This is a genomic window from Opitutaceae bacterium (genome assembly GCA_041395105.1).
Lineage (GTDB): Bacteria > Verrucomicrobiota > Verrucomicrobiia > Opitutales > Opitutaceae > B12-G4.
Window position 1 is genome coordinate 419,242 of the sequence record JAWLBB010000003.1, and the last position, 20,211, is coordinate 439,452.

The 20,211-nt window shown below is 60.6% G+C and carries 17 protein-coding genes; 5 read left to right on the top strand and 12 right to left on the bottom strand.

Going from position 1 to position 20,211, the window contains the following annotated elements; translation table 11 throughout:
- Position 1 precedes the first annotated feature (1 nt).
- Positions 2-1,003: a ribonuclease HIII gene (gene rnhC, locus R3F07_13350; protein MEZ5277362.1), complete on the bottom strand. Its 1,002-nt coding sequence runs from the start codon at positions 1,001-1,003 to the stop codon at positions 2-4.
- Positions 1,004-1,108: 105 nt separating this feature from the next.
- Here rnhC and R3F07_13355 point away from each other — a divergent pair, with 105 nt between their 5' ends.
- Complete coding sequence (locus R3F07_13355) at positions 1,109-2,173, top strand: A/G-specific adenine glycosylase (GenBank protein MEZ5277363.1); 1,065 nt, start codon at positions 1,109-1,111, stop codon at positions 2,171-2,173.
- Here R3F07_13355 and R3F07_13360 read toward each other — a convergent pair.
- Both R3F07_13360 and rpsU read right to left on the bottom strand, forming a co-directional pair.
- The gene (locus R3F07_13360; protein MEZ5277364.1) at positions 2,163-3,095 is read right to left on the bottom strand and encodes a TIM barrel protein; all 933 of its coding nucleotides are present in this window, start codon (positions 3,093-3,095) and stop codon (positions 2,163-2,165) included. The genes R3F07_13355 and R3F07_13360 overlap by 11 nt on opposite strands.
- 95 nt (positions 3,096-3,190) lie before the next feature.
- Entirely contained in the window at positions 3,191-3,388 is a 198-nt protein-coding gene (gene rpsU, locus R3F07_13365) for a 30S ribosomal protein S21 (protein MEZ5277365.1), read from the bottom strand.
- Positions 3,389-3,618: 230 nt separating this feature from the next.
- Between rpsU and dnaE the strand changes: the two genes are divergently transcribed.
- Entirely contained in the window at positions 3,619-7,191 is a 3,573-nt protein-coding gene (gene dnaE, locus R3F07_13370) for a DNA polymerase III subunit alpha (protein MEZ5277366.1), read from the top strand.
- Positions 7,192-7,230: 39 nt separating this feature from the next.
- Here the strand turns inward: dnaE and xylB are convergent, their stop codons facing one another.
- The 4 genes from xylB to R3F07_13390 form a co-directional block, all read right to left on the bottom strand.
- Positions 7,231-8,751 carry a xylulokinase gene (gene xylB, locus R3F07_13375; protein ID MEZ5277367.1) on the bottom strand — a complete coding sequence of 507 codons (1,521 nt, stop codon included), beginning with the start codon at positions 8,749-8,751 and terminating at the stop codon, positions 7,231-7,233.
- Positions 8,752-8,798: 47 nt separating this feature from the next.
- Positions 8,799-9,986, bottom strand: a complete 1,188-nt coding sequence (locus R3F07_13380; GenBank protein MEZ5277368.1) for a pyridoxal phosphate-dependent aminotransferase — start codon at positions 9,984-9,986, stop codon at positions 8,799-8,801.
- Between the two features lie 242 nt (positions 9,987-10,228).
- Positions 10,229-10,738: a hypothetical protein gene (locus tag R3F07_13385; GenBank protein MEZ5277369.1), complete on the bottom strand. Its 510-nt coding sequence runs from the start codon at positions 10,736-10,738 to the stop codon at positions 10,229-10,231.
- Between the two features lie 90 nt (positions 10,739-10,828).
- The gene (locus R3F07_13390) at positions 10,829-10,981 is read right to left on the bottom strand and encodes a hypothetical protein (GenBank protein ID MEZ5277370.1); all 153 of its coding nucleotides are present in this window, start codon (positions 10,979-10,981) and stop codon (positions 10,829-10,831) included.
- 282 nt (positions 10,982-11,263) lie between these two features.
- Between R3F07_13390 and ugpC the strand changes: the two genes are divergently transcribed.
- Positions 11,264-12,394 carry a sn-glycerol-3-phosphate ABC transporter ATP-binding protein UgpC gene (gene ugpC, locus R3F07_13395; GenBank protein MEZ5277371.1) on the top strand — a complete coding sequence of 377 codons (1,131 nt, stop codon included), beginning with the start codon at positions 11,264-11,266 and terminating at the stop codon, positions 12,392-12,394.
- A gap of 33 nt (positions 12,395-12,427) precedes the next feature.
- Here the strand turns inward: ugpC and R3F07_13400 are convergent, their stop codons facing one another.
- Positions 12,428-13,291, bottom strand: a complete 864-nt coding sequence (locus tag R3F07_13400) for a hypothetical protein (protein ID MEZ5277372.1) — start codon at positions 13,289-13,291, stop codon at positions 12,428-12,430.
- Between the two features lie 30 nt (positions 13,292-13,321).
- Positions 13,322-13,744, bottom strand: coding sequence for a preprotein translocase subunit SecG (gene secG, locus R3F07_13405; protein MEZ5277373.1), 423 nt, complete (start codon positions 13,742-13,744; stop codon positions 13,322-13,324).
- Positions 13,745-13,878: 134 nt separating this feature from the next.
- Between secG and R3F07_13410 the strand changes: the two genes are divergently transcribed.
- Positions 13,879-15,690, top strand: a complete 1,812-nt coding sequence (locus R3F07_13410; protein ID MEZ5277374.1) for a SulP family inorganic anion transporter — start codon at positions 13,879-13,881, stop codon at positions 15,688-15,690.
- Between the two features lie 27 nt (positions 15,691-15,717).
- The gene (locus R3F07_13415) at positions 15,718-17,496 is read left to right on the top strand and encodes a SulP family inorganic anion transporter (protein ID MEZ5277375.1); all 1,779 of its coding nucleotides are present in this window, start codon (positions 15,718-15,720) and stop codon (positions 17,494-17,496) included.
- A gap of 12 nt (positions 17,497-17,508) precedes the next feature.
- Here R3F07_13415 and R3F07_13420 read toward each other — a convergent pair whose 3' ends face one another.
- The 3 genes from R3F07_13420 to R3F07_13430 are packed head-to-tail and all read right to left on the bottom strand — an operon-like array spanning position 17,509 to position 20,151.
- The gene (locus tag R3F07_13420) at positions 17,509-18,246 is read right to left on the bottom strand and encodes an alpha/beta hydrolase-fold protein (GenBank protein MEZ5277376.1); all 738 of its coding nucleotides are present in this window, start codon (positions 18,244-18,246) and stop codon (positions 17,509-17,511) included.
- Positions 18,239-18,538 carry an RNA-binding S4 domain-containing protein gene (locus R3F07_13425; protein MEZ5277377.1) on the bottom strand — a complete coding sequence of 100 codons (300 nt, stop codon included), beginning with the start codon at positions 18,536-18,538 and terminating at the stop codon, positions 18,239-18,241. Before R3F07_13425 ends, R3F07_13420 begins: the two co-directional genes overlap by 8 nt.
- Positions 18,535-20,151, bottom strand: coding sequence for a glycerophosphodiester phosphodiesterase family protein (locus tag R3F07_13430; GenBank protein MEZ5277378.1), 1,617 nt, complete (start codon positions 20,149-20,151; stop codon positions 18,535-18,537). Before R3F07_13430 ends, R3F07_13425 begins: the two co-directional genes overlap by 4 nt.
- Positions 20,152-20,211 lie beyond the last annotated feature (60 nt).

Here is a 20,211-nt window from a genome sequence, read left to right on the forward strand (position 1 = left end):
CTCAGGAACGCCGGAAAGGCACCTTCTCCGCGGGTTTCGGCAGTGGAAGTTCGTGGAGCTTGCCGGCTGCTTCCACCACCTCGTAGGCGGTCCTGAAATGCAACTTGGCAAATTCCCGGAGTGCGGTGGCCCCGAGTCGATCGACAATGGACCGCGCTTGTTTCTTGACGAGGGCACCCGCGCCCTTGAGCAGCTTCTCACCCGCACGCTCGGAGAGTCTGGCCATCTGTCGGACGAATTCGGCGCGGGCGACGACGGAAGCCGCTGCGACCACCGGATCCTCCTCGGCTTTGGTCCGCATCCGCAACTCGAAGGCCGGCGACGCAAAATACCCGGACACCAGGTCCTTCTTGGTGAACTGATCGAGAAGCCCCCACGGCACCGACCGGACGGCAAGCGCCTGTTCCAGCGCCTTGGCGTGCTGCCAGGCCAGAAGCTTGTTCAGATTGGCCCCCGGACGGGACATCAACTCATTGTAGCGCGCCATGCCGCAGAAAGTCGTCTTCACGACCACGCCGCGGGTGGCGCGTATGCGTTTGTCGAGCGCGAGGATTCGGAGGTCCGTGATGGTCTTGCTGTCGCGGATCCCGGCCTGAACCCAGTCCCGGATATCGTCCGGGCCGGCAATGACGCAGGCCGAGACAATCGGACCGAAAAGATCACCCTTGCCGCTTTCATCGAGTCCGGCATGGGCCTCGTACCAATCGGGATGAAGCACCTCGTCGTACCCGAAGCGGGCCTCCCCGGTGACTTCGGGCTCGAGCGTGTTGATGATGAAATCCTCGGTGTCCTTGCCCTGGATGACCAGCTTTCCGCTTTCGTAGCCCACGATGTTGACCCGCGGTCCCTTGAATGCGAACCGGGCGTAATCGACCGCATAAGCCTCCCACATGCGGGCGGCGCAGATCGCCCTGACCCGCTCGAGCTTGTCCTGGTCGAGCTTGATCGTGTAGAGCGTCTTCGGTTTGGGTTTGTCGTCCGCGACGTCCGCCTTCCGTTTCATTGACCCAGAGTGAACACAGGATCTTCGGGAACGCACCAAAAATTGATTTGGAAAGTCGCCCCCGACCGCGTTTCGTCACTCGGTCCACCATAAAGTGGACTCGCCATGGCACTCAATTTCGACTCAAACCCACGCGAGCTCATCGACAAATTCCGCCTCCACCTCCACCGCTGGTACCGGAAGGAGCATCGGCGTCTGCCCTGGCGAAACCGTCCCGACGTCTATCAGACGGTCGTTTCGGAATTCATGTGCCAGCAGACCCAGATCACCACCGTCCTTCCCTACTTCGAGCGCTGGATGATCTCATTTCCGGATTTCGCCACCCTGGCTCGTGCGTCCGAGGAAGAGGTCCTCAAGCATTGGGAAGGCCTCGGCTACTATCGGCGGGCCCGGTATCTTCATGCCGTTGCCCGCAAACTCAATGGGATGAACCCACCCCGGACGGCCCCGGAATGGGCAAAGCTTCCCGGTATCGGACCCTACACGGCCGCCGCCATCGCCAGCATCGCCTTTGGCCGGGCGGTCGCCTGCGTCGACGGTAATGTCGTCCGCATTCTCAGCCGGCTGGCGGGTGTTGAGCAGCCTTTTACCAACGGGGGCGCCGCCGTCAAGGCGTTCACCCCGCTGGCCGACAGCCTGATGGATGACGACAATCCCGGCACCCACAATCAGGCCATGATGGAACTCGGGGCCACCGTCTGCCTGCGAAAGAAACCACTCTGCATGCTCTGTCCGGTTCAGTCCTTCTGCCGCGCCGGACCGGGCGGTTACGCCGACCGACTCCCCAGGATCCAGCGGGAAACCACGATCAAGCAGGAAGTGGACAGAGTGTGGATCATCCGCCGGGGCCGGCTCCTGCTTCATCGCCTTCCCGAAGAATCCAGCCGGATGGCACGACTCCATGAACTCCCAACGGCCGCCGAGGCCGGCGTGGCTCCAACCTCGCTGAAGCAATACCCCTGCAAGATCCGGCGACGGTCCATCACCCGTTACCGCATCACCGAACGCATCTGGTTTCCACCCGACAATGCCAAAGTGACGGTACCGATCAAAGGCACGGATGCCTGCCAATGGGTTCCGCTCGACCAGGTCGAAGCCATCACCCTGTCCGGTCCCCACCGCCGCTGGGTAAAGGAGTTCCTGGCGGAGCGGGCCGCACCTACCCTCTGATCACGTCTTCAAGATATCGCTTCGACTCGACGACATCCGCCGCGCTGAGTCGGGGAGAAAGTTCCAGGACGAGGACGTGGTCCGGCCGGACAAAACGCCGGACCATGCCGAAATCGACGGAACCGGTCCCCGGAACCGCGTGATCCCGTCCGTCGCGCACGTCGTGCAGATGGAATCCCGCCAGGTGGCCGTTATTGGCCTCCAGGATGGACTCATGATCGGCAACCCCGAGTTCCTGCTTCAATTGGGCATGACCGGTGTCATGCCAATAGACGAGTTGACTGGTCTCGACCGTTCCGTCGAAGAGTTCCCCGATGGACGCATCCAGAGGGAGCTCATCCAGCCGCTCCCGGTTTTCACATCCGATCCGGATACCATGGCGGCCGGCATAAGCATTCAGGGGGACCAGGCTGGAACGGACCCGGGCCCAATATGACGGTGAGCGCCGGGCGACCTTCGCGAGGACATCCATCCAGATGGCCTGCATCCGACCGACCTCACCGACCGGCAACCTCCCCTTCTCCAGGCGACGGATGGTTCTGGCCACGGGATTGACCAGGGGAAATCCAACCGAGCCCAGGTGCGCGACCATGATCGGGGCCCCCACCTGGACCGCGAAGTCGATCGTCTTGCAGGAGTAACGATACCATTGACGGACCTCGGAAAGGCGGGGAGCGGACGGCTGATGGAGGTTGGGGGCCGCCGAGATGATCCCCGGAGGGAGGGGGCAGAAATTGTGAACCGATGACACCTTGACCCAACCTTCACTCACTGCCTTGAGGATTCCCGCCACCAGAGTAACCCGGATACCGTGGCTCAGTTCGATCCGATCGAACCCCAGATCAACGATTTCCCGGGCCATGGCATAACCATCGCTGTGACGGGCGGAGTTCCAGCAGGTTGAAAGCGAGAGAGGAAGCATGTCCGGTCAGGCAAAAAAAAGGTCTTTCCGTCTGCTGACAGGAAAGACCCTTGGGAATTGGTGGCGAGGTCATGTCGGACCCGCCTTGAGGCTATTCAGCTGTCGTAACGCTGGCGGAGCATATTGGAAAAGGCCATGACCTTGTCCTTGCGCCGACGAACCTCGCTGGGCTTCTCGTAGTAGCGCTTCGCGCGAACGTCACGGATGACGCCCTCGCGATCGAGCTTCTTCTTCAGGCGTCGGAGGGCGCGCTCAACCGGCTCACTTTTACGGATTCGAATCTCAATAGCCATATACAATCTGGGAAAACGTTGAGCTTCGATCAGTCGATGCCTCGAGGTCAATCCCTTTTTTTAAACCCGGGTATCGATTCGCACGCCCCGATCGGCGGCAGAAAACCCGGGGGCACACCGAACATCGTCCGACCGAATTCTTCACCCGCAAGTCGCTCTCAATCAGACTCACCGCATGCATCCCGGGATTTCGGGTTGAAAGAACCGTCCCGCGGACTTGATCTGGAAAGGTGCCCGGTCAAGACAACGAATTCGTCCACCTTCACGTCCATACCGACTACAGCCTGCTCGACGGGGCCTGCCGCATAGACCGGCTGATGAACCGGGCGGTTGATCTCGGCATGAAGTCTCTGGCCCTGACCGACCACGGAAACCTCTTCGGGACTATCAACTTCTACACGGCCGCCAGGAAGGCGGGAATCAAGCCTCTGATTGGCAGTGAAGTCTATATCGTTCCCGGATCCCGACTCGAGCGGCCTGAACGCGGCCAGGGCAATTATTTCCACATGGGATTGCTCGCCCAAGACTTCAATGGTTATCGCAACCTCCTGAAGATCGTTTCCGACGCCAACCTGAAGGGCTTCTACTACAAGCCGCGGACCGATCTGGAAACCCTCGCCGCCCACGCCGACGGCCTTATCGGCTTCTCCGGCTGCCTCAAGGGAATGATTCCCCAGCTTCTGCTGGAAGACCGCTTCGAGGAAGCAAGGGAACGGACCGCCCAGTTCGTTTCCATTTTCGGCCGCGAGCGGTTCTTCATCGAGATCATGAATCACGGTCTCGATCTCCAACTGAAGATCATCGCGCCTCTTCTTCGCCTGGCCAAAGAGTTCAACCTGAAGGTGGTCTGCAGCAATGACGTCCACTACGTCGATTCCACCGATGCCTCACCCCACGACGCCCTTCTCTGCATCCAGACCGGGTCCAAGGTCGATGACGAAAACCGGATGCGCTACGACAGCCGCCAGTTCTTCCTCAAGTCGCGCCGGGAGATGGAAGCCCTCTTCCACGAGGTCCCGGAATCGGTCATCAACACGATGGCGGTGGCGGAAATGTGCGACCTGAATCTGCCTTTCGGCGAAAACCACTACCCGGTCTATCCCCTCACACCCGAAATCAATACCGATCGCCCGACCTATCTGAAGGAACTCTGCATCCGCGGGCTGATGGAACGTTATGGAGTCGATTACCATTCGCCGGACAAGGCGGATGACCCGGAAAAAGCCCGCGTCCTGATCGAGCGCATCGACTACGAACTCGGGATCATCGAGCAGACCGGATTTGTGGACTATTTCCTCATCGTCTGGGATTTCATCAACTGGGCGATCAAGCAGGGCATACCGGTTGGTCCGGGACGGGGTTCAGGAGCCGGATGCCTTGCGGCCTATCTCTTGAAGATCACCAATGTCGACCCGCTCCGATTCAAGTTGCTCTTCGAACGGTTCCTCAATCCGGAACGGGTTTCGCCGCCCGACTTTGATATTGATTTCTGCATGCGGCGCCGAGGGGAGGTGGTGGACTATGTCCGCAATAAATACGGCAAGGAATGCGTCGCCAATATCATCACTTTCGGGACCTTTGGAGCCAAGATGGTGGTTCGTGATCTCGCCCGCGTCCTGGGGGTGCCCTTTGCCGACGCCGATCGGATCGCCAAGATGGTTCCCGACGATCTCAACATCAGCCTCGAAGAAGCTTTGCGCAAGAGCAGCGACCTGCGTCAGGAAGCGGAGAACAATCCGGTGGCGGCCCGTATCCTCGACCAGGGACGGGTCATCGAGGGAATGGTCCGCAACACGGGCAAACATGCCGCCGGGGTCATCATCGCAGACCGGCCGCTGAGCGAGTTCGTTCCGCTCATCGTCCAGGAAGGCGATATCACAGTCCAGTTCGACATGAAATCAGTCGACAAGGTCGGACTCCTCAAGATGGATTTCCTCGGGTTGAAAACCCTGACCGTGATCGACGATGCCGTGGCGAATATCCGTCTGACGGAAGCGCCCGACTTCGACCTCGAAAGAATCGGTTTCGACGACAGGAAGACCTACGCCCTGCTCAATGAAGGGCGCACTGTCGGTGTTTTCCAGCTGGAATCCGGGGGCATGCAGAATCTCTGCCGCCAGTTCAGCATCTCGAGCATCGAGGAAATCGTCGCTCTGATCGCGCTTTATCGACCCGGTCCGATGGACTGGATTCCCGACTATATCCGGGGAAAACGCGACCCCTCCACCATCAAGTTCCCCCATCCCCTGCTCGAGGATGTCTGCCGTGAAACCTACGGGATCATGGTCTACCAGGAACAGGTCATGGAGGCGGCCAAGATCATCGCCGGGTATTCGCTTGGAGGTGCCGATATCCTGCGCAAAGCCATGGGCAAAAAGGACCCGGCCATCATGCAGCAACAGAGCAAGGTGTTCGTCGACGGCGCCCGTGCCACCCACAATATCCCCGAAAAGACCGCCCTCGAGATCTTCGGCATCCTCGAGAAATTTGCCGGCTACGGCTTCAACAAGGCCCATTCGGCTGCCTATGCGGTCCTCGGCTACCAGACCGGCTTTCTCAAGGCAAACTACCCGGTCCAGTTCATGGCCGCCCTTCTCTCCAACGAACTGGGCAATGCCGACAAAATCGCCAGCTTCATCAGCGAAGCCGGCACCATGGGCATCGAGGTGCTCGGTCCGGACGTCAACGAGTCCCGGCACAACTTCACCCCGGTCATCAATCGCTCAAACGACGGCGGGCGCCCCGGCAGCATCCGCTTCGGGATGGCGGCGATCAAAGGGGTCGGCGATGTGGCCGCCCAGAGGATCATCGAGGAGCGCGAAGCCAACGGTCCCTATCAATCGTTCGATGATTTCATCGACCGCGTCGACGCCAAGGCGGTCAACCGCCGCGTGATCGAGTGTCTTACCAAGACCGGCGCCTTCGACTTTTCCGGTGAGCTCCGCGGCTCGATCTTCAACCGGATTGAGGCGGCCATGAGCCAGGCTTCAGCCCGACAAAAAGACCGACTGGCCGGTCAGGAATCGTTCATGGACATGCTCGGGGGCTCCGGACCACAGGAAGCAACGACCACCGCCAGCAGCACCGGAGCCGACCCGACCAAGGCATTTACCCGCGCGGAAACGCTTCAGTATGAGAAGGAACTGCTCGGTTTTTACGTATCCGGCCATCCCATGGACATCTACGACGGACTCGCTGAATCGCTGGACACCGGTTCGGAAGCCAGCCTGATGGAGTTACCGGACCGGGCGGAATTCCGGCTCTGCGGCATTGCCGGGGCCATCACGAAGAAGCTTTCCCGGAAGGACAACCGCCCCTGGGCATTCTTCAACCTCGCGAGCAAGACCGGCACGATCTCGGTCAATGTCTATGCGGACACCTTTGAGGAATACGGGGAGGCCCTCGAGAACGAGCGTCCGGTCATCGTTCTCGGCACCATCTTCCGCAACGACGAAGGAGCCCGTCTCTCAGCCCGCGAAATCCATCCACTGGATACCGCCCTGCCCGGCCTGATCAGGAAGGTGGTCTGGATCCTCCGCCCGGGCTTCCAGGCGGACGACTTTCTCATGCGATTGCGGGAGGAAGTCGACGCCAGTTTCGGAGAGACCCGGATTGAATTCGGATTCCTCGACGGTTCCGGCTACATCGCGCTGGCTGAAGCATCGAACGCGCTGAGTTGGAAAATCCAACCCACGGTCTTCCGCAGCCTGAGGAAGATGCCCGGAGTCGTCGGCTGTTTGATCGAATCGGAACCGATCCGCCTGAAGGAGACCCGCCGTCGCTGGTCGAGGGCCGCAGGCTGAGGGTACCCCGGAGTCCCAACGGGCAAAGCGCCCTGCCCGTCAATTCCCGCTGATCAATTTGCGGTGACGTGCGAAGATATCCCGGAGGGCGTGGGACAAATCATCCTGGATCCCCTGGAGTTCGCCGTAGAGACGGTGGCGTTCGCGATCCGGTTGACAACGGGTCGACTCGTCGAACTCGACCACTCCTTCAACGAGGTGGCTCAGCGAGGTCGAACGTCCGCTCTCCCAATCGAAGCACCAGGCGGCCTGGAGGGCGGCGCCCAGGGCGGCGCCCTCGTCTGTCTTCATCGCGACGACCGGGATTCCGAATATGTCGGCCATGATCTGCCGCCAGACCGGGCTCCGTGCGCCTCCGCCCGTCAGTCGGACCTCGGACGCCTCGATACCCAGTTCCCCCAACCGTCGCAGACCGAAATTCATCCCGAGGGTCACACCCTCCATCGCGGCCCGGGCCAGGTGGCCGGGCTTGAAGGTGCCGCCACTGAGGCCGAGCAGGACTCCCGATCCGTCCGGAACCGAAGGCGTGCGTTCACCTTCAAGATAGGGCAGGAGAACAAGACCACCGGCTCCGGCCGGAGTTTCCGAGACCGCCCGGGCGAGGGCTTCGTGGTCGAATCCAAACAAGCGGCGCACTGCTTCCGTCACACTCGTCACGTTCATCGTGCACAGGAGCGGAAGATAGCCGCCGGTTGAATCACAGAAGGCGGCGATTTCTCCGCGGGGATCGACCACCGGGTTCTCGTTGTAGGCGTAAATCGTCCCGCTCGTTCCGAATGAGGCCGTGACCACCCCGCGGGTCACATTCCCCGTCCCGATGGCTCCCATCATATTGTCACCACCTCCCGCACTGACCACGACGTCGGGCGAAAGGCCCAGCTTTTCGGCCAGGGCCGGCCGGAGACGACCCGCCGGATTCTTCGAATCGCTCAACCCGGGCAGCCAGTCGATCAGATTCGGATCGATCGCATCGACCACCGCCCGGGACCAGGTCCGCTGACGCACGTCCATCATGGCCGTTCCCGAAGCGTCTCCATACTCCATGAAGTAGCTTCCGGTCAGATGGAAATTGAGGTAATCATGCGGAAGGAGGACGTGACGCAGGCGGGCAAAATTGGCCGGCTCGCGGTTCTTCATCCACAGGATCTTCGGAGCGGTGAAACCCGGAAGGATGCGATTGCCTGTCGCCGCGATCGCGGCAGACTCGCCTCCCAGGGCCGCATGGAGCTGGTCGCACTCGGCCGTCGTGCTCGTATCACACCAGAGCTTGGCCGGGCGAATGACCCTGCCCTCCCCGTCAAGCGGAACAAACCCATGCTGCTGACCCGAAACGCCGATCGCCACCACCTTGGAACGATCAATCCCGGTGAGGATCGCTGTCAGGACCGACTCGAGAGCGCGAACCCAACCCGCCGGATCCTGTTCCAGGTGTCCCGGCGCCAACCCCGCGATCATGTCGTGGGGCGCTTGAGCCTCCGCTATGACGTTGCCGGTTTCCCGGTCCCAGAGAATCGCCTTGGTGCTCTGGGTTCCGCTGTCTACTCCGATCGTGTAAGCCATGTCCGCTTGCGCTGTGTATTTGGAAAGACCGCCGAACACCTTCCGCTTCAGAGTCCGGAAACGAACTGCGCGATCCGCTCGGCCCCTTTTTCAATGATTTCATCCGAAGTCGCGTAGCTCAGTCGCATATGCGCATCGGACCCGAAGGCGATTCCAGGGACCACGGCGACGTTGGCCTCCTCGAGGAGCCGGGCCGCCAGGGTGGTCGAGTCCATTCCAAGTCCGGAGATATTCGGAAAGAGGTAGAACGCGCCTCCCGCCAGGAGGCAGGAGATCCCGGGGATCGCGTTCATCTGTTCATGGAGAAAACGACGGCGCCGGTCGAAGGCCTTGAGCATGGTGGCGACAGCTTCTTCCGCCAGACGGTTCTCACGCAGAGCCGCAAGGGCTCCATACTGAGCGAAGGTGGTTGCATTGGACGAGGTCTGGCTCTGGATATTGACGATCGCCTTGGCCACCGCCGGTGGGGCCACCAGGGTGCCTAGTCGCCAGCCTGTCATGGAAAACGTCTTGCTGAAACCCGAGACAATGATGGTCCGGTCCGCCGTCTCCTGGTTGAGCGCGGCAGGTGAAACATGCTCGGCGCCGTCATAGAGGAGATGCTCATAGATTTCGTCCGACATGATGGTGACACCGCGCCGGACCGCGACCTCGGCGAGGGCTTCCATCTCTTTCCGGTTGTAGACCGCGCCGGTCGGATTGGACGGACTGTTGATCACGACCAGACGCGTGGCCGGGGTGATCGCGGCTTCAAACTGTTCCGGAGTCATCTGGAAACCCGAACTGTCATCAGTCGGAACGATGACCGGCCGAGCTCCCGCCAGCTTCACCATCTCGGGGTAGCTCACCCAGTAGGGAGCCGGAATGATCACTTCATCGCCCGGGCCGCAGGTCGCCAGAATGGCCAGGTAACAGGAAAACTTGCCTCCGGGACTGACGACGACCTGCGAAGGCGCAACGGTGAGGCCATGGGTTCTCTGGTACTTGGCGGCCAGGGCTTCGAGCAGCGGTGCAATCCCAGGGGTGGGCGCATACTTGGTCTTGCCGTCGGCCAGAGCCTTGACCGCTGCTTCCTTGATGAATTCGGGGGTGTCAAAGTCCGGTTCACCGGCTCCAAAACCACAGACATCCACTCCGGCCGCGATCAGAGCCTTCGCTTTGGCGTCGACCGCCAGGGTTGGTGACGGAGCGATATTGCTCGCCCAGGAGGAGAGAGGTATTGAGGAAGCTGCCATAAGAAACGGACGATTAGTCCGTCACCGATTCGAAGGCAAGAGCGGATCGCGAACGGGGCGGCCTCTGCGCCGGGAGGTCCGGGATACACGGTCGGGGAAAGGCAGCGGGGCATCACCTGGTCCCAAAACCAGTTCGGGGCATCCGCATTTCGCGGACACCCCGAACGGAAAACGGCAGACCGAACTCTCGTTCGCGCCGGTCAGAAAAGAGAAAAGGAACCGGCAGACCGGTTCCGAGTTCCCTACTTCTTTTTCTTGGCAGCCTTCTTGGCCGGAGCCTTTTTGGCAGCCTTCTTCGCAGGAGCCTTCTTGGCCGCAGCCTTCTTGGCCGGAGCTTTCTTGGCAGCCTTCTTGGCCGGAGCCTTCTTGGCAGCCTTCTTGGCCGGAGCTTTCTTGGCAGCTTTCTTCATAGGTTCGACTTGTTTTACTTGGGTTTGCTTTTCAATGCCGGCGATATTCGCAGGCAGAGATTCGAGCGCAGCCCGAAGGAGTTCGCCCACGCTCACTTTCTTCTGGCGGGCAATCTTCAGCAGCGACGCCTTCTGCTTCATCGGCAACCGGACAGAAATCTGACGGTGCTCCTGAGCGGAGGACTGGTAGCTTGAATAGTCGAAAACAGCGATGGCTTTGCGGATCACTTCACTCTTTGAACCCGCGCCCAATTTCTTGCGAATGGTCTCGAGCTTGGAGAGAAGGTCGGCCTTGAGGTCGAATGTCAGTGGAGAACTCTCGGAGACTTTCTTTGGCGGCATAACGGTAGTGGGACAATCTATGTGACGAAGAATCTAGGGAACTTGACGTATCAACAAGTAAATACGCTTTGCATCGATTCAACGAAAATTTCAGTTCATCATCTCTTTTTTTTTCAGGAAATCAATGGTTTTAATCGCGGGCATCACCATAGCAGGGTCCGGCACGGCGCGATTCACTACCATCGGATGAATGCAGATGCCCTTAACCTCGATTTCCGATGCGCTTCGAGAATGGGGAATCATGCTTTCAAAGTGTATCAGGAATCTCTTTCAGTCATCGGACGATGATGTTCGGATGTGCTTGCGGGAAGGAGCATGCCGGTCGCGGCATCCATGCTTCAGAGCCCGATGCCTCCGCATTTTCCGACTCGCCCGGAACCCAAAGATTCTTCCCGGATCGCTCCCTGATCGCGGATGATCGGCCGCGAGTTTCCGCCCTCCTCCTATTTTGCAGGACCGGATGGAGATTGCTTGCACCACTGGGCAAACCGGGTAGACACAACCCATCATCCCCACCCAAATGCCATGGCAAAAGTCCTAATTGAGAATCTGGTAAAGATCTACCCCGAGCGCAAAGGTCCGGGAGTCCGAGCCGTCAACAATATCAATCTCGAAATCCAGGACCGCGAGTTCATGGTGCTGGTCGGCCCGTCGGGATGCGGCAAGTCCACCACTCTTCGCATGATCGCGGGACTCGAGGAGATTTCAGAGGGCACCATCTCGATCGACGGTCGCGTCATCAACAACGTGCTGCCCAAGGATCGCGACATCGCGATGGTCTTTCAGAACTACGCGCTCTATCCGCACATGTCGGTCTATGACAATATGGCGTTCGGTTTGAAACTGCGGAAGTTCCCCAAGACCGAGATCGAATCGCGGGTCCGGGACGCGGCGGGCATCCTCGGGATCGAGGAACTTCTCGATCGCAAACCCAAAGCGCTGTCCGGCGGCCAACGCCAGCGCGTCGCGGTCGGTCGCGCCATCGTGCGCAAACCCAAGGTTTTCCTTTTCGACGAGCCCCTGTCCAATCTCGATGCGAAGATGCGGGTATCGACGCGGACCGAGATCTCAAAGCTCCACGCCCGACTGGCCACGACGATGATCTACGTCACCCACGACCAGGTCGAGGCCATGACGATGGGAGATCGGATCACCGTGATGAAGGACGGCAACATCATGCAGGTGGCGGAACCCCTCAACCTTTACAACGATCCGTCCAATGTTTTCGTCGCCGGGTTCATCGGAAGTCCTCCCATGAACTTCATGCATGGGACTCTCGAATCAGCAGGAAACCGACTGACCTTTGTCGAAAAGAACCCGAGTCCGAAGGCCGTCCGACTCGAACTGAATGACGAGCTTTCCCGCCGCGGCGCCAATCACATCGGCAAGCATGTCATCTTTGGAATCCGTCCGGAAAATGTCCAGGATGCACTCCACGTCGACAACCCCAATCCGGCCCGCACCGCTTCGATAAACGTGGAAGTCGCCGAGCCGATGGGCCACGAGACCTATCTCTATCTGGATACCGGCGCCCATTCCTTCATCGCGCGCGTGCGCAGTGATCACATCTTCGACACCGGAAGACCGCTCGACATCGTTTTCGACATGGACAACGGCCACCTTTTCGACGGACAGACCGAACAGGCGATGAAATAGGCCGGCACGGTGCCGGGAACCCTCGGCGGCGACTCAGTTGATCCGGGTCAGTTCCGCCTCGGAAACCTCCGGCAGTCTCCCGGAGAGCCCTTCCGGCAGCAGGAGACGCCCGTTCCAGAGGTTGTCCATCGATGCCGCCTCCACCCGGAACCGAGTCTTCATGCCGTTGGGTCGCCGCACATCGATCGTCTTGGCAATCCAGGATTCCTCCACTTTGCGGATCTCCAGAAGATTGAGTTCCTTCACGACCTCGAGATTCTCGTCGAGAATGGCGGCCTGCATCATCGCGTTGAACTGCGAGTCAAGATACAGACGCACACCGGTGATCGCGGGGTAGAGGTCCAACTCGTCGGCGGGAGGGTAGAGGATGAAGACCTCTGTCGGTCGCCCGCGATACCGGGTCACTCCTTCATAAATGAAGTCTTTCCAGTAGAGATAGGGCAACTGAAGATCGAACGGGGTGATATCAGTGCCGAAGAGCGGCTCGGAAAGTTCCTCGCCGTTCAGCTGCCGGGGCTCCATTCCTTCGCCGTCCAACCGCCAGACAGTCGGATCAGGTCCGTTTTGTATCAAATAGCGGAGGAAAACCGGCTCTCCGTCCCGCTCCGCGATATCGATCAGGCTGGCCGGTCCGCTCGGACCGCGCCCCCCGAAGATCCGGCCATGAATCCGATCGACAGAACGCCCGGACCCGTAGGTCCGTAGAGAAAACGAGAGGAAATAGTCGCCCGGCATCCAGGATGCCCGGAATGACTCAAGCAGCGCCAGTCCTTTGGCCTGATCCGGTTCCCCCCAGGTCCGGTATTGCGGAGGAGGACGGTTCCTGGGCTGGGCCGGAAGACCGGTCCAGAGACAACTGCCGACAAGACCAAGGACCAGACACAATCGCCACCTCATCCCAGGTCAGACAACAGGACCGGATAAAGGTTACGGAGCAGGCGACTCGGCAGACGTGTTGCCCGAGTCGTCGACAGGCGCCGCAACCGGTTCTTCCGTTGTCGGAAACTCGATCAGCGGGGCACCCGCCTCCACTCCAACCTCGGTTCCGACAGGTGAAAGCGCCGGAGCGGCATCAGGGAGTCCGCTGTCGGCTACCTCCGCATGATTGCGCACCCAAAGGTGCCCCAGGTAAAGACCGAAGCTCAGCACGAAGAAGGCGATCGCCGCATTGCGCGTCGCATTGAAGAGAACCGTGTTGGTCTCAGCGCCAAAGGTTGACTCCGCCATCCCGCCCCCGAGCGACGCCCCGAGGCCTCCGTCGGACTTCGAACGCTGCATGAGGATCACCAGCATCATGAAAAGACTGACGATGATGAGAATGAATGTGAAAATGCCGAGTAACAGACTCATAAAACCGGCTACTTGAACCCCCGCACCAGGATTTGTCAATAGGCCAGAACGATGCCCGCGTCTTCCGGAAACGAACGCTCAGAATCGCATTGCCGACGCCCGGGGGCGGTCATTTGCTCAGTCTCAGCGACGAAGTGAATATCCGATCCATCATCAGCCCCCACTGGGTACGTTCCGTCTGGAGCGTGGCGATCCACCCTCCGATTCATTTCTTCCCGTTCAGTCGGGCGGTCAGAAGCTACGGCCTTCGCGACTTCCTCCGGGACGCTCGGGCGGCCGGGCCGGTTGCCGTCGTCGCCTTCATCCAAGGCATGACCTGCGCCTCGATCGCCGGACTCCCCATCGAATACGGCATTCTCTCTGCCATCGTCGCGGCCATCATGGGAGGCGTCTTTTCCGGTTCCCGATTGCTGGTCATCGGACCCACCAACGCCATTGCGATCCTGGTTTTCAGCACCCTGGCGGCTTCTGATTTCTCCTTAACGGAAAAAGCGGTCGCCATGCCGGCCCTTCTCCTGATGACGGGCCTCATCCTGATCGCGGCCTCCTGGTTCCGGATCGCCAGCCTGACCCAATATGTTTCCCGCAGTGTGGTGACGGCCTACCTGACCGGGGCCGCCGGGATGATTGCCATTACCCAACTCAAGTACGCGCTCGGCCTCAACATCGAAGAGACCGGCATCCTCCTGCAGAACCTGTTTGAGACCGTCCGGCAACTCCCTTCGACTCACCTGCCCAGCCTGGTCGTGGCCCTGTCGACCGGCCTGGTCTTTGTGCTCTTCCACTTCCGGGTGCGCGCCGTCCCCGCCTCGGTGGCCGCCTTTCTTGCCGGAAGCGGCGCGGCCCTCATCGCACATTCACTCGGCTACACCCTCGTTCCGGTGGCCGTCGTTTCCCCGGATTTGCTTCCCTCGGGCGAATTCGCGATCAGCTTCGACCTGATCAGTCTGCTTTCCCGAGTGGCCCTCGCCATCGCGCTCATGTCCTTTCTGGAAACCTCCGTCATCGGAAAGTCCAACGCCGCCCGCACCGGAGTGCGGTTCGATGGAAACCAGCAGATGTTCGCCATCGGCATGGCCAATCTGACCGCTGCCTTTTCATCCGGCATGCCTGTTTCAGGATCACGGACCCGATCGCAACTCAACCTTCAACTCGGCGCGGTCACACCCGTCGCCGCCGTTCTCAGCGGCGTCTTCTGCGTAGTCATCTTCATTCTCGTCCGTCCTTTTGTCATCGATCTGACCCGTCCCGTCCTCGCCACCGTCGCCATCGGCATCACCATGACTCTGGTAGATCGCGACGCCTTCCGGGTCATCCTGCGCTCCACTCCATCCGATGTCCTCGTCCTCACGGTCACCCTGCTCTCGTGTCTTTTTTTTCCTCTCGATGCCGCGCTCTACCTGGGCGCAGGCCTTTCGATCGTCTTTTTCCTCAAGAAGGTCGGCGTGCCCGAACTGGTAGAATACGCGTTCACTGAAGATGGGCACCTTGCCGAAATCGCCAGAAGGGACCGCCGTTCCGAACCCGACATCTCCATCGTCCACGTGGAAGGTGACCTCTTCTTCGGAGCGGCCGAACTCTTCCTCGATCAGGCACGGCGGGTTTTTGAAGATCCCAACCTCAAGGTGATCATCCTGCGCATGAAGAACGCCCATCACCTGGATGCGACCTGCGCGATGGCGATCCGTGAACTGCTCGAGTTCGCGAAAAAGAGCGACCGGCATATCATCGTATCCGGGGCTCACCGACAGATCTTCCGGGTGTTCCGCAATTCCGGCCTGCTGGATCTGCTGGGAAGGAAGAATTTCTTCATGGAAGTGCCCTCAAACCCGACCGTCTCCACCCGAAACGCCCTGAAACGGGCCCAGACACTTCTGGGTCAACAGAAGGCAAATATCCGCATCTACGTCGACCCCGCCAAACAGAACGCCAAAGCCGCGCCCTGAACCGCCGGTCAGCTTCCCCTACCCGCCGTGGGCCACCATCTTCATCGTATTACGTCGCGGTTCTCCGGGCGATTCTCCGTCCCGGTCATCGACCTGTTCCCTTTTCGGAACGTGGTTGCCGGCTACAACTCCGCCCAGGCCAGGGCCGACCTGTCCGCGGGACTCAACGTCGCCCTTCTTGCCTTTCCCCAAGGCATGGCCTACGCTCTGATTGCGGGCCTGCCCATCCAGTATGGCCTGTTTGGTTCAGCCATCGCCACCATCGTCGGACCACTCTTTGCCGGATCCCGATTCATCGTCCTCGGCCCGACAAACGCCACCTCGGTGCTCCTGCTGAGCACCTTTCTCGCGATCGGTATTCCGGAAAACGAGCGGGCGACCCTTTTGCCGATCATCCTCTGTCTGACCGCGCTCTTCCAGATTGTCGGCGCCTACCTCAATGTCGCCACTCTCATCCAGTTCATCTCGCGCAGTGTCGTCGTCGGATACATCACGGCGGCGGCGGTCCTTATCATGGCGAATCAGGTTCAGAACATACTCGGTTTCAAGATCTCCGGGGCCTCGACCTTCGCCGACGTCGTCACGCGCACATTCGAGTCCCTGCCGCAGACCCGCTGGTCCACCGTTGCCCTCAGCCTTCTGACCGGCGCCATCTTCCTCGCCCTCCGGCGTTGGTTCGGTCGCTTGCCCAATGTCGCCATCACCCTCGTCCTTGCCAGTCTCGTCGCCTTCGGTTTCCGCCACATCGGTTTCGGGGTCGAAACCCTGAAGGCCGTTACTGCCGATTCGTTTTCCATCACCCTGCCCCACCTCGATCTGGCCAATGCCGGAGTCCTGATCAGTGCCGCTCTGGCCATCTCCTTCCTCTCCGTTCTCGAGGGTTCTTCCATCGGAAAATCCCTTGCCGCCATGTCCGGCGCCCGCCTCAACACCAACCAGGAACTCTTCAGCATGGGCATGGCCAATCTGGCCTGCGGATTCTTCAACGGAATGCCCGCCTCAGGCTCCCTCACCCGTTCCGTGCTCAACTGGACCAGCGGCGCCGCCACTCCCATGGCCAGCATTTTCTCCGGCCTGATCTGCGTGGGCCTCTTCCTTGGTCTCGGCAGTTTCATCGCCTTTATCCCCAAGGCGGCTCTTGCCGTCGTCGTGGTCTTCGTCGCGCTCTCTCTCATCGACCGCAATCAGATCCGTCTCATGACCCGGACGACCCGCGGGGATGCCGCCGTCTTCATCCTCACGTTCAGTTCGGCCCTCCTCTTCCCTCTCGACACGGCCATCTACGTCGGAGCCACCCTCTCCATCGTCGTCTTCCTCTTCCAGGCCGGCGAGCCGGAGTTGATCGAGTACACCTATGACGATACCGGCGACATGACCGAAATGAGGAAGGACGAGTCCCGCCGCAATCCCGAGATCTCCATCGTTCACGTCGAAGGAAGCATCTTCTTCGCAGCCGCGGAACTCCTCCAGGAACAGTTGCGAAGGGTCTGCGACGACCCCTTCCTCCGCGTAATCATCCTGCGGCTGAAGAACGCCCACCACCTTGACGCGTCGACCATCCTTGCCCTTGAGGAACTCGTCACCTTCATGCGTGAACACGACCGGGTGCTCATCATCTCGGGAGCCCGGAAAGACGTCTATCGCATCTGCAAGCGGACCGGCCTGCTCGATCTTGTCGGCCGGCAGAACTTCTTCCTGGAGTGGCCGCAGAACCCGACGCTCTCCAACCGCAACGCCCTCAAGCGCGCCATGGAGATCCTCGATGGGGGCGACGCCGAAATCCGAATTTTTGGCGAGACCCGCTGAGAACCGCCCGGATTATCCCCCGCCGGATCGGTCGCCGCCTCCGATCCGGCCCCAGATCCAGCGAAGGACCTCCGGCATCTCGGCCGCCCAAAATTCTGAGTCGTGGTTGCCTTCGAAGACTGAGAAATCAACCTCATGGCCGGCCTGCCGGAGCGCCGCAACCAGGCGACCACACGACTCAATCTGACTGCTCGTCTGATGCAGATCGCCGGGTTGGAAGACTTCCCCAAAAGTGGTTTCCTCGGAGCCGACGCTGATCCGAAATGCCGTGCCGGAATCGACAACCGGCTTGACCTCTCCTTTCAAGCATTCCCCCCGATACCATGCCGACGGCGACTGCGCGACAACCGCCCCGAAGAGAGAGGGATGGCGCAACGCGGTCCAGATCGCCTGCAGACCGCTCAGACTCAAGCCGACCATGCCATGTCCGCCCGCTTCAAGAGACGGGAAGCGCGCGCGCGCCCAACCCATGAGATCGTCGCAGAGGAAACGTGCGAAATCCGGGTGACAGGCGTATTCGGAATGTCGGTTTTCCGGGGTCACACAGGGCACAAAGACCAACGTCATCGGGCCCACTTCCCCCGCCTGCTCCATCCCATTGAGGATCGCCCCGATGCCGATCTTGCCGAGGTAATTCTCCGCATCGAGGATGAGGCAGAGCCGGGTCGGTTCATGTCCGTCGGGCGAATCGACCCAGACGGAACGGTTCCGCCCGAGCGCCACGCTCCCGATCAGCAATTCCTCAAGCATCCGACACCCCTCTCCGCTGCGGGTGTGCGGCTTCTCCGGTCCGGTCCGCGCCGGGCGCGACAAGCAGGGAGACGCCCGCGAAGATGATGCGATCTCCGGCCACGATCTGTCTTCGCTTCCGCGTTTCCACTTCCCCGTTGAGGATCACCCGACCGTCGGCGATCACATGCTTGGCTTCGCCGCCGCTCCGCACCAGTCCCTCCATTTTGAGGATTTTGCAGAGCTCGATCGGAAGGTTTTCCACCGTCACGGTCCGAATGGGCGCGGAGCCCGCTGAAGAGTCGTTTTTCATGGATGAATGGAGGGGATTTCCGGGCTGTCCGGTCTCACCAACGGCACCGCCACTCCCTGGTCTAGGAGCAGATTGGCCCGGTTGGTCAGTAGGACATCAATGCCAATATCGAGAAAGCGACGGGCATCGGCAACCTCATCCGAGTAGAAGAGATTGCAGACGAGGCCGGCATCATGAGCCCGCCGACAGTGTGCGGCAGTCACCGTTCTTGGAAATTGAATGCGGCGGCAGGCGTGAGCCTCGGCCACGACCTGCTGGGTCTCCGGCCGATCCTGCCCGATCAATGAGGCACGCCCGATATCCGGATCATACCGACGGGCAAAGGCCAGGACATCTTCGGCGTGCCCGGCGATATAAGCGAGGTCGACCAGCCCATGTCTGCGTAGCAGATCACAGACCAGCCGGACGAGCCTCCCGTCCGGTCCGGCGTCCTTGAGGTGGATGTTCATGACCGCACGATGATCGACCAGCTCAATGACCTCTTCGAAGCGAGGCAGGCGAATGCCCCGCCAAAGCTCACCCATCCGGATCCCGGCATCCATCCGACGCAGGTCCGCCCAGTCCAGATCCGTCACGACGCCCTGGCCGTCGGTCGTACGATCCACCCGCGGATCATGACAGACCACCGGAACACCGTCGCGACTGAGCCACAGATCGAACTCGATCTCGTGCACCCCGAGGGCAAGCGCGGCCGAAAAAGCGGGCAGGGTGTTCTCGGGACAGACATGACTGAGTCCCCGGTGGGCGCAAAGCTTCGGGGCCGGAGCCGCAAGGCTGGCCTGTATCCGTTCCTGGGCATTCCGGTAGAGGCCGGGGCGTCGATGGCCTTCGAGGAGAACCCGATGCTCGATCACAGCTTGTCCGTGAGAATGGGGCTTCATCCACTTCTCGGACAGATCCACCTGGCACCGGACGATGCCCGCCTGCTGACCGCCAGTGGCCACCAGGGAACCGTCCGGCGCGGCCACCAGAGACTCGCCACCGGAAGATCCCCCTTCCATGGCGTAGCCGCTGCGGATCAACCAGGCCCCGGTATCAAGCGCCCGACCTCGGGCCAGGAGACGGATTCGTCCGGGAGATTCCGAGCGCTGGTAACTGGGAGAAACCACAAGATCGACCTTCGCAAAGGCCAGGGCCTCCGAGACCTCGGAAAAATAAAGATCGAAGCAGGGCGCGAATCCCAGCAAGTGTCCCCGCCAACGGATCACCTGCATCCGCAAACCCGGGTCAAGACGGAGCCGGGTCGACTCCGCTTCGGTAAGGTGCAGCTTCTCGGGCGACGGCTCCGACCGCCGGCCGGAATCAAAAACGGCCACCCCGTTGAGCCAGCGGGCTCCGCGATTCCAGACGATACCCGCGACCACCAGACACTCCAAGCGCCGGGATTCTTCCGCCAGTCGATCGAGAAATGCGACCCCCTGTTCGAGAGCAAATGAGCGCATGAGATCGCCGTCCTCCAAGCCCGGGGTATTGGCGTATTCCGGGAGAAGGAGAAGATCGCACCCGCCCGGAGTCAGCGCCTGGATTGAACCGATCATCCACTCGTGACAACGAACCGCCGCTTCAGCGCTTCCGTCCGACGGATAGGGAGGCTGGAGAAGGGCGATTTTCATGGAAATGACCGACGTCCCAATACGCAATGCGAATGGCGGGACAGAGCGAGCCAAAAGGGA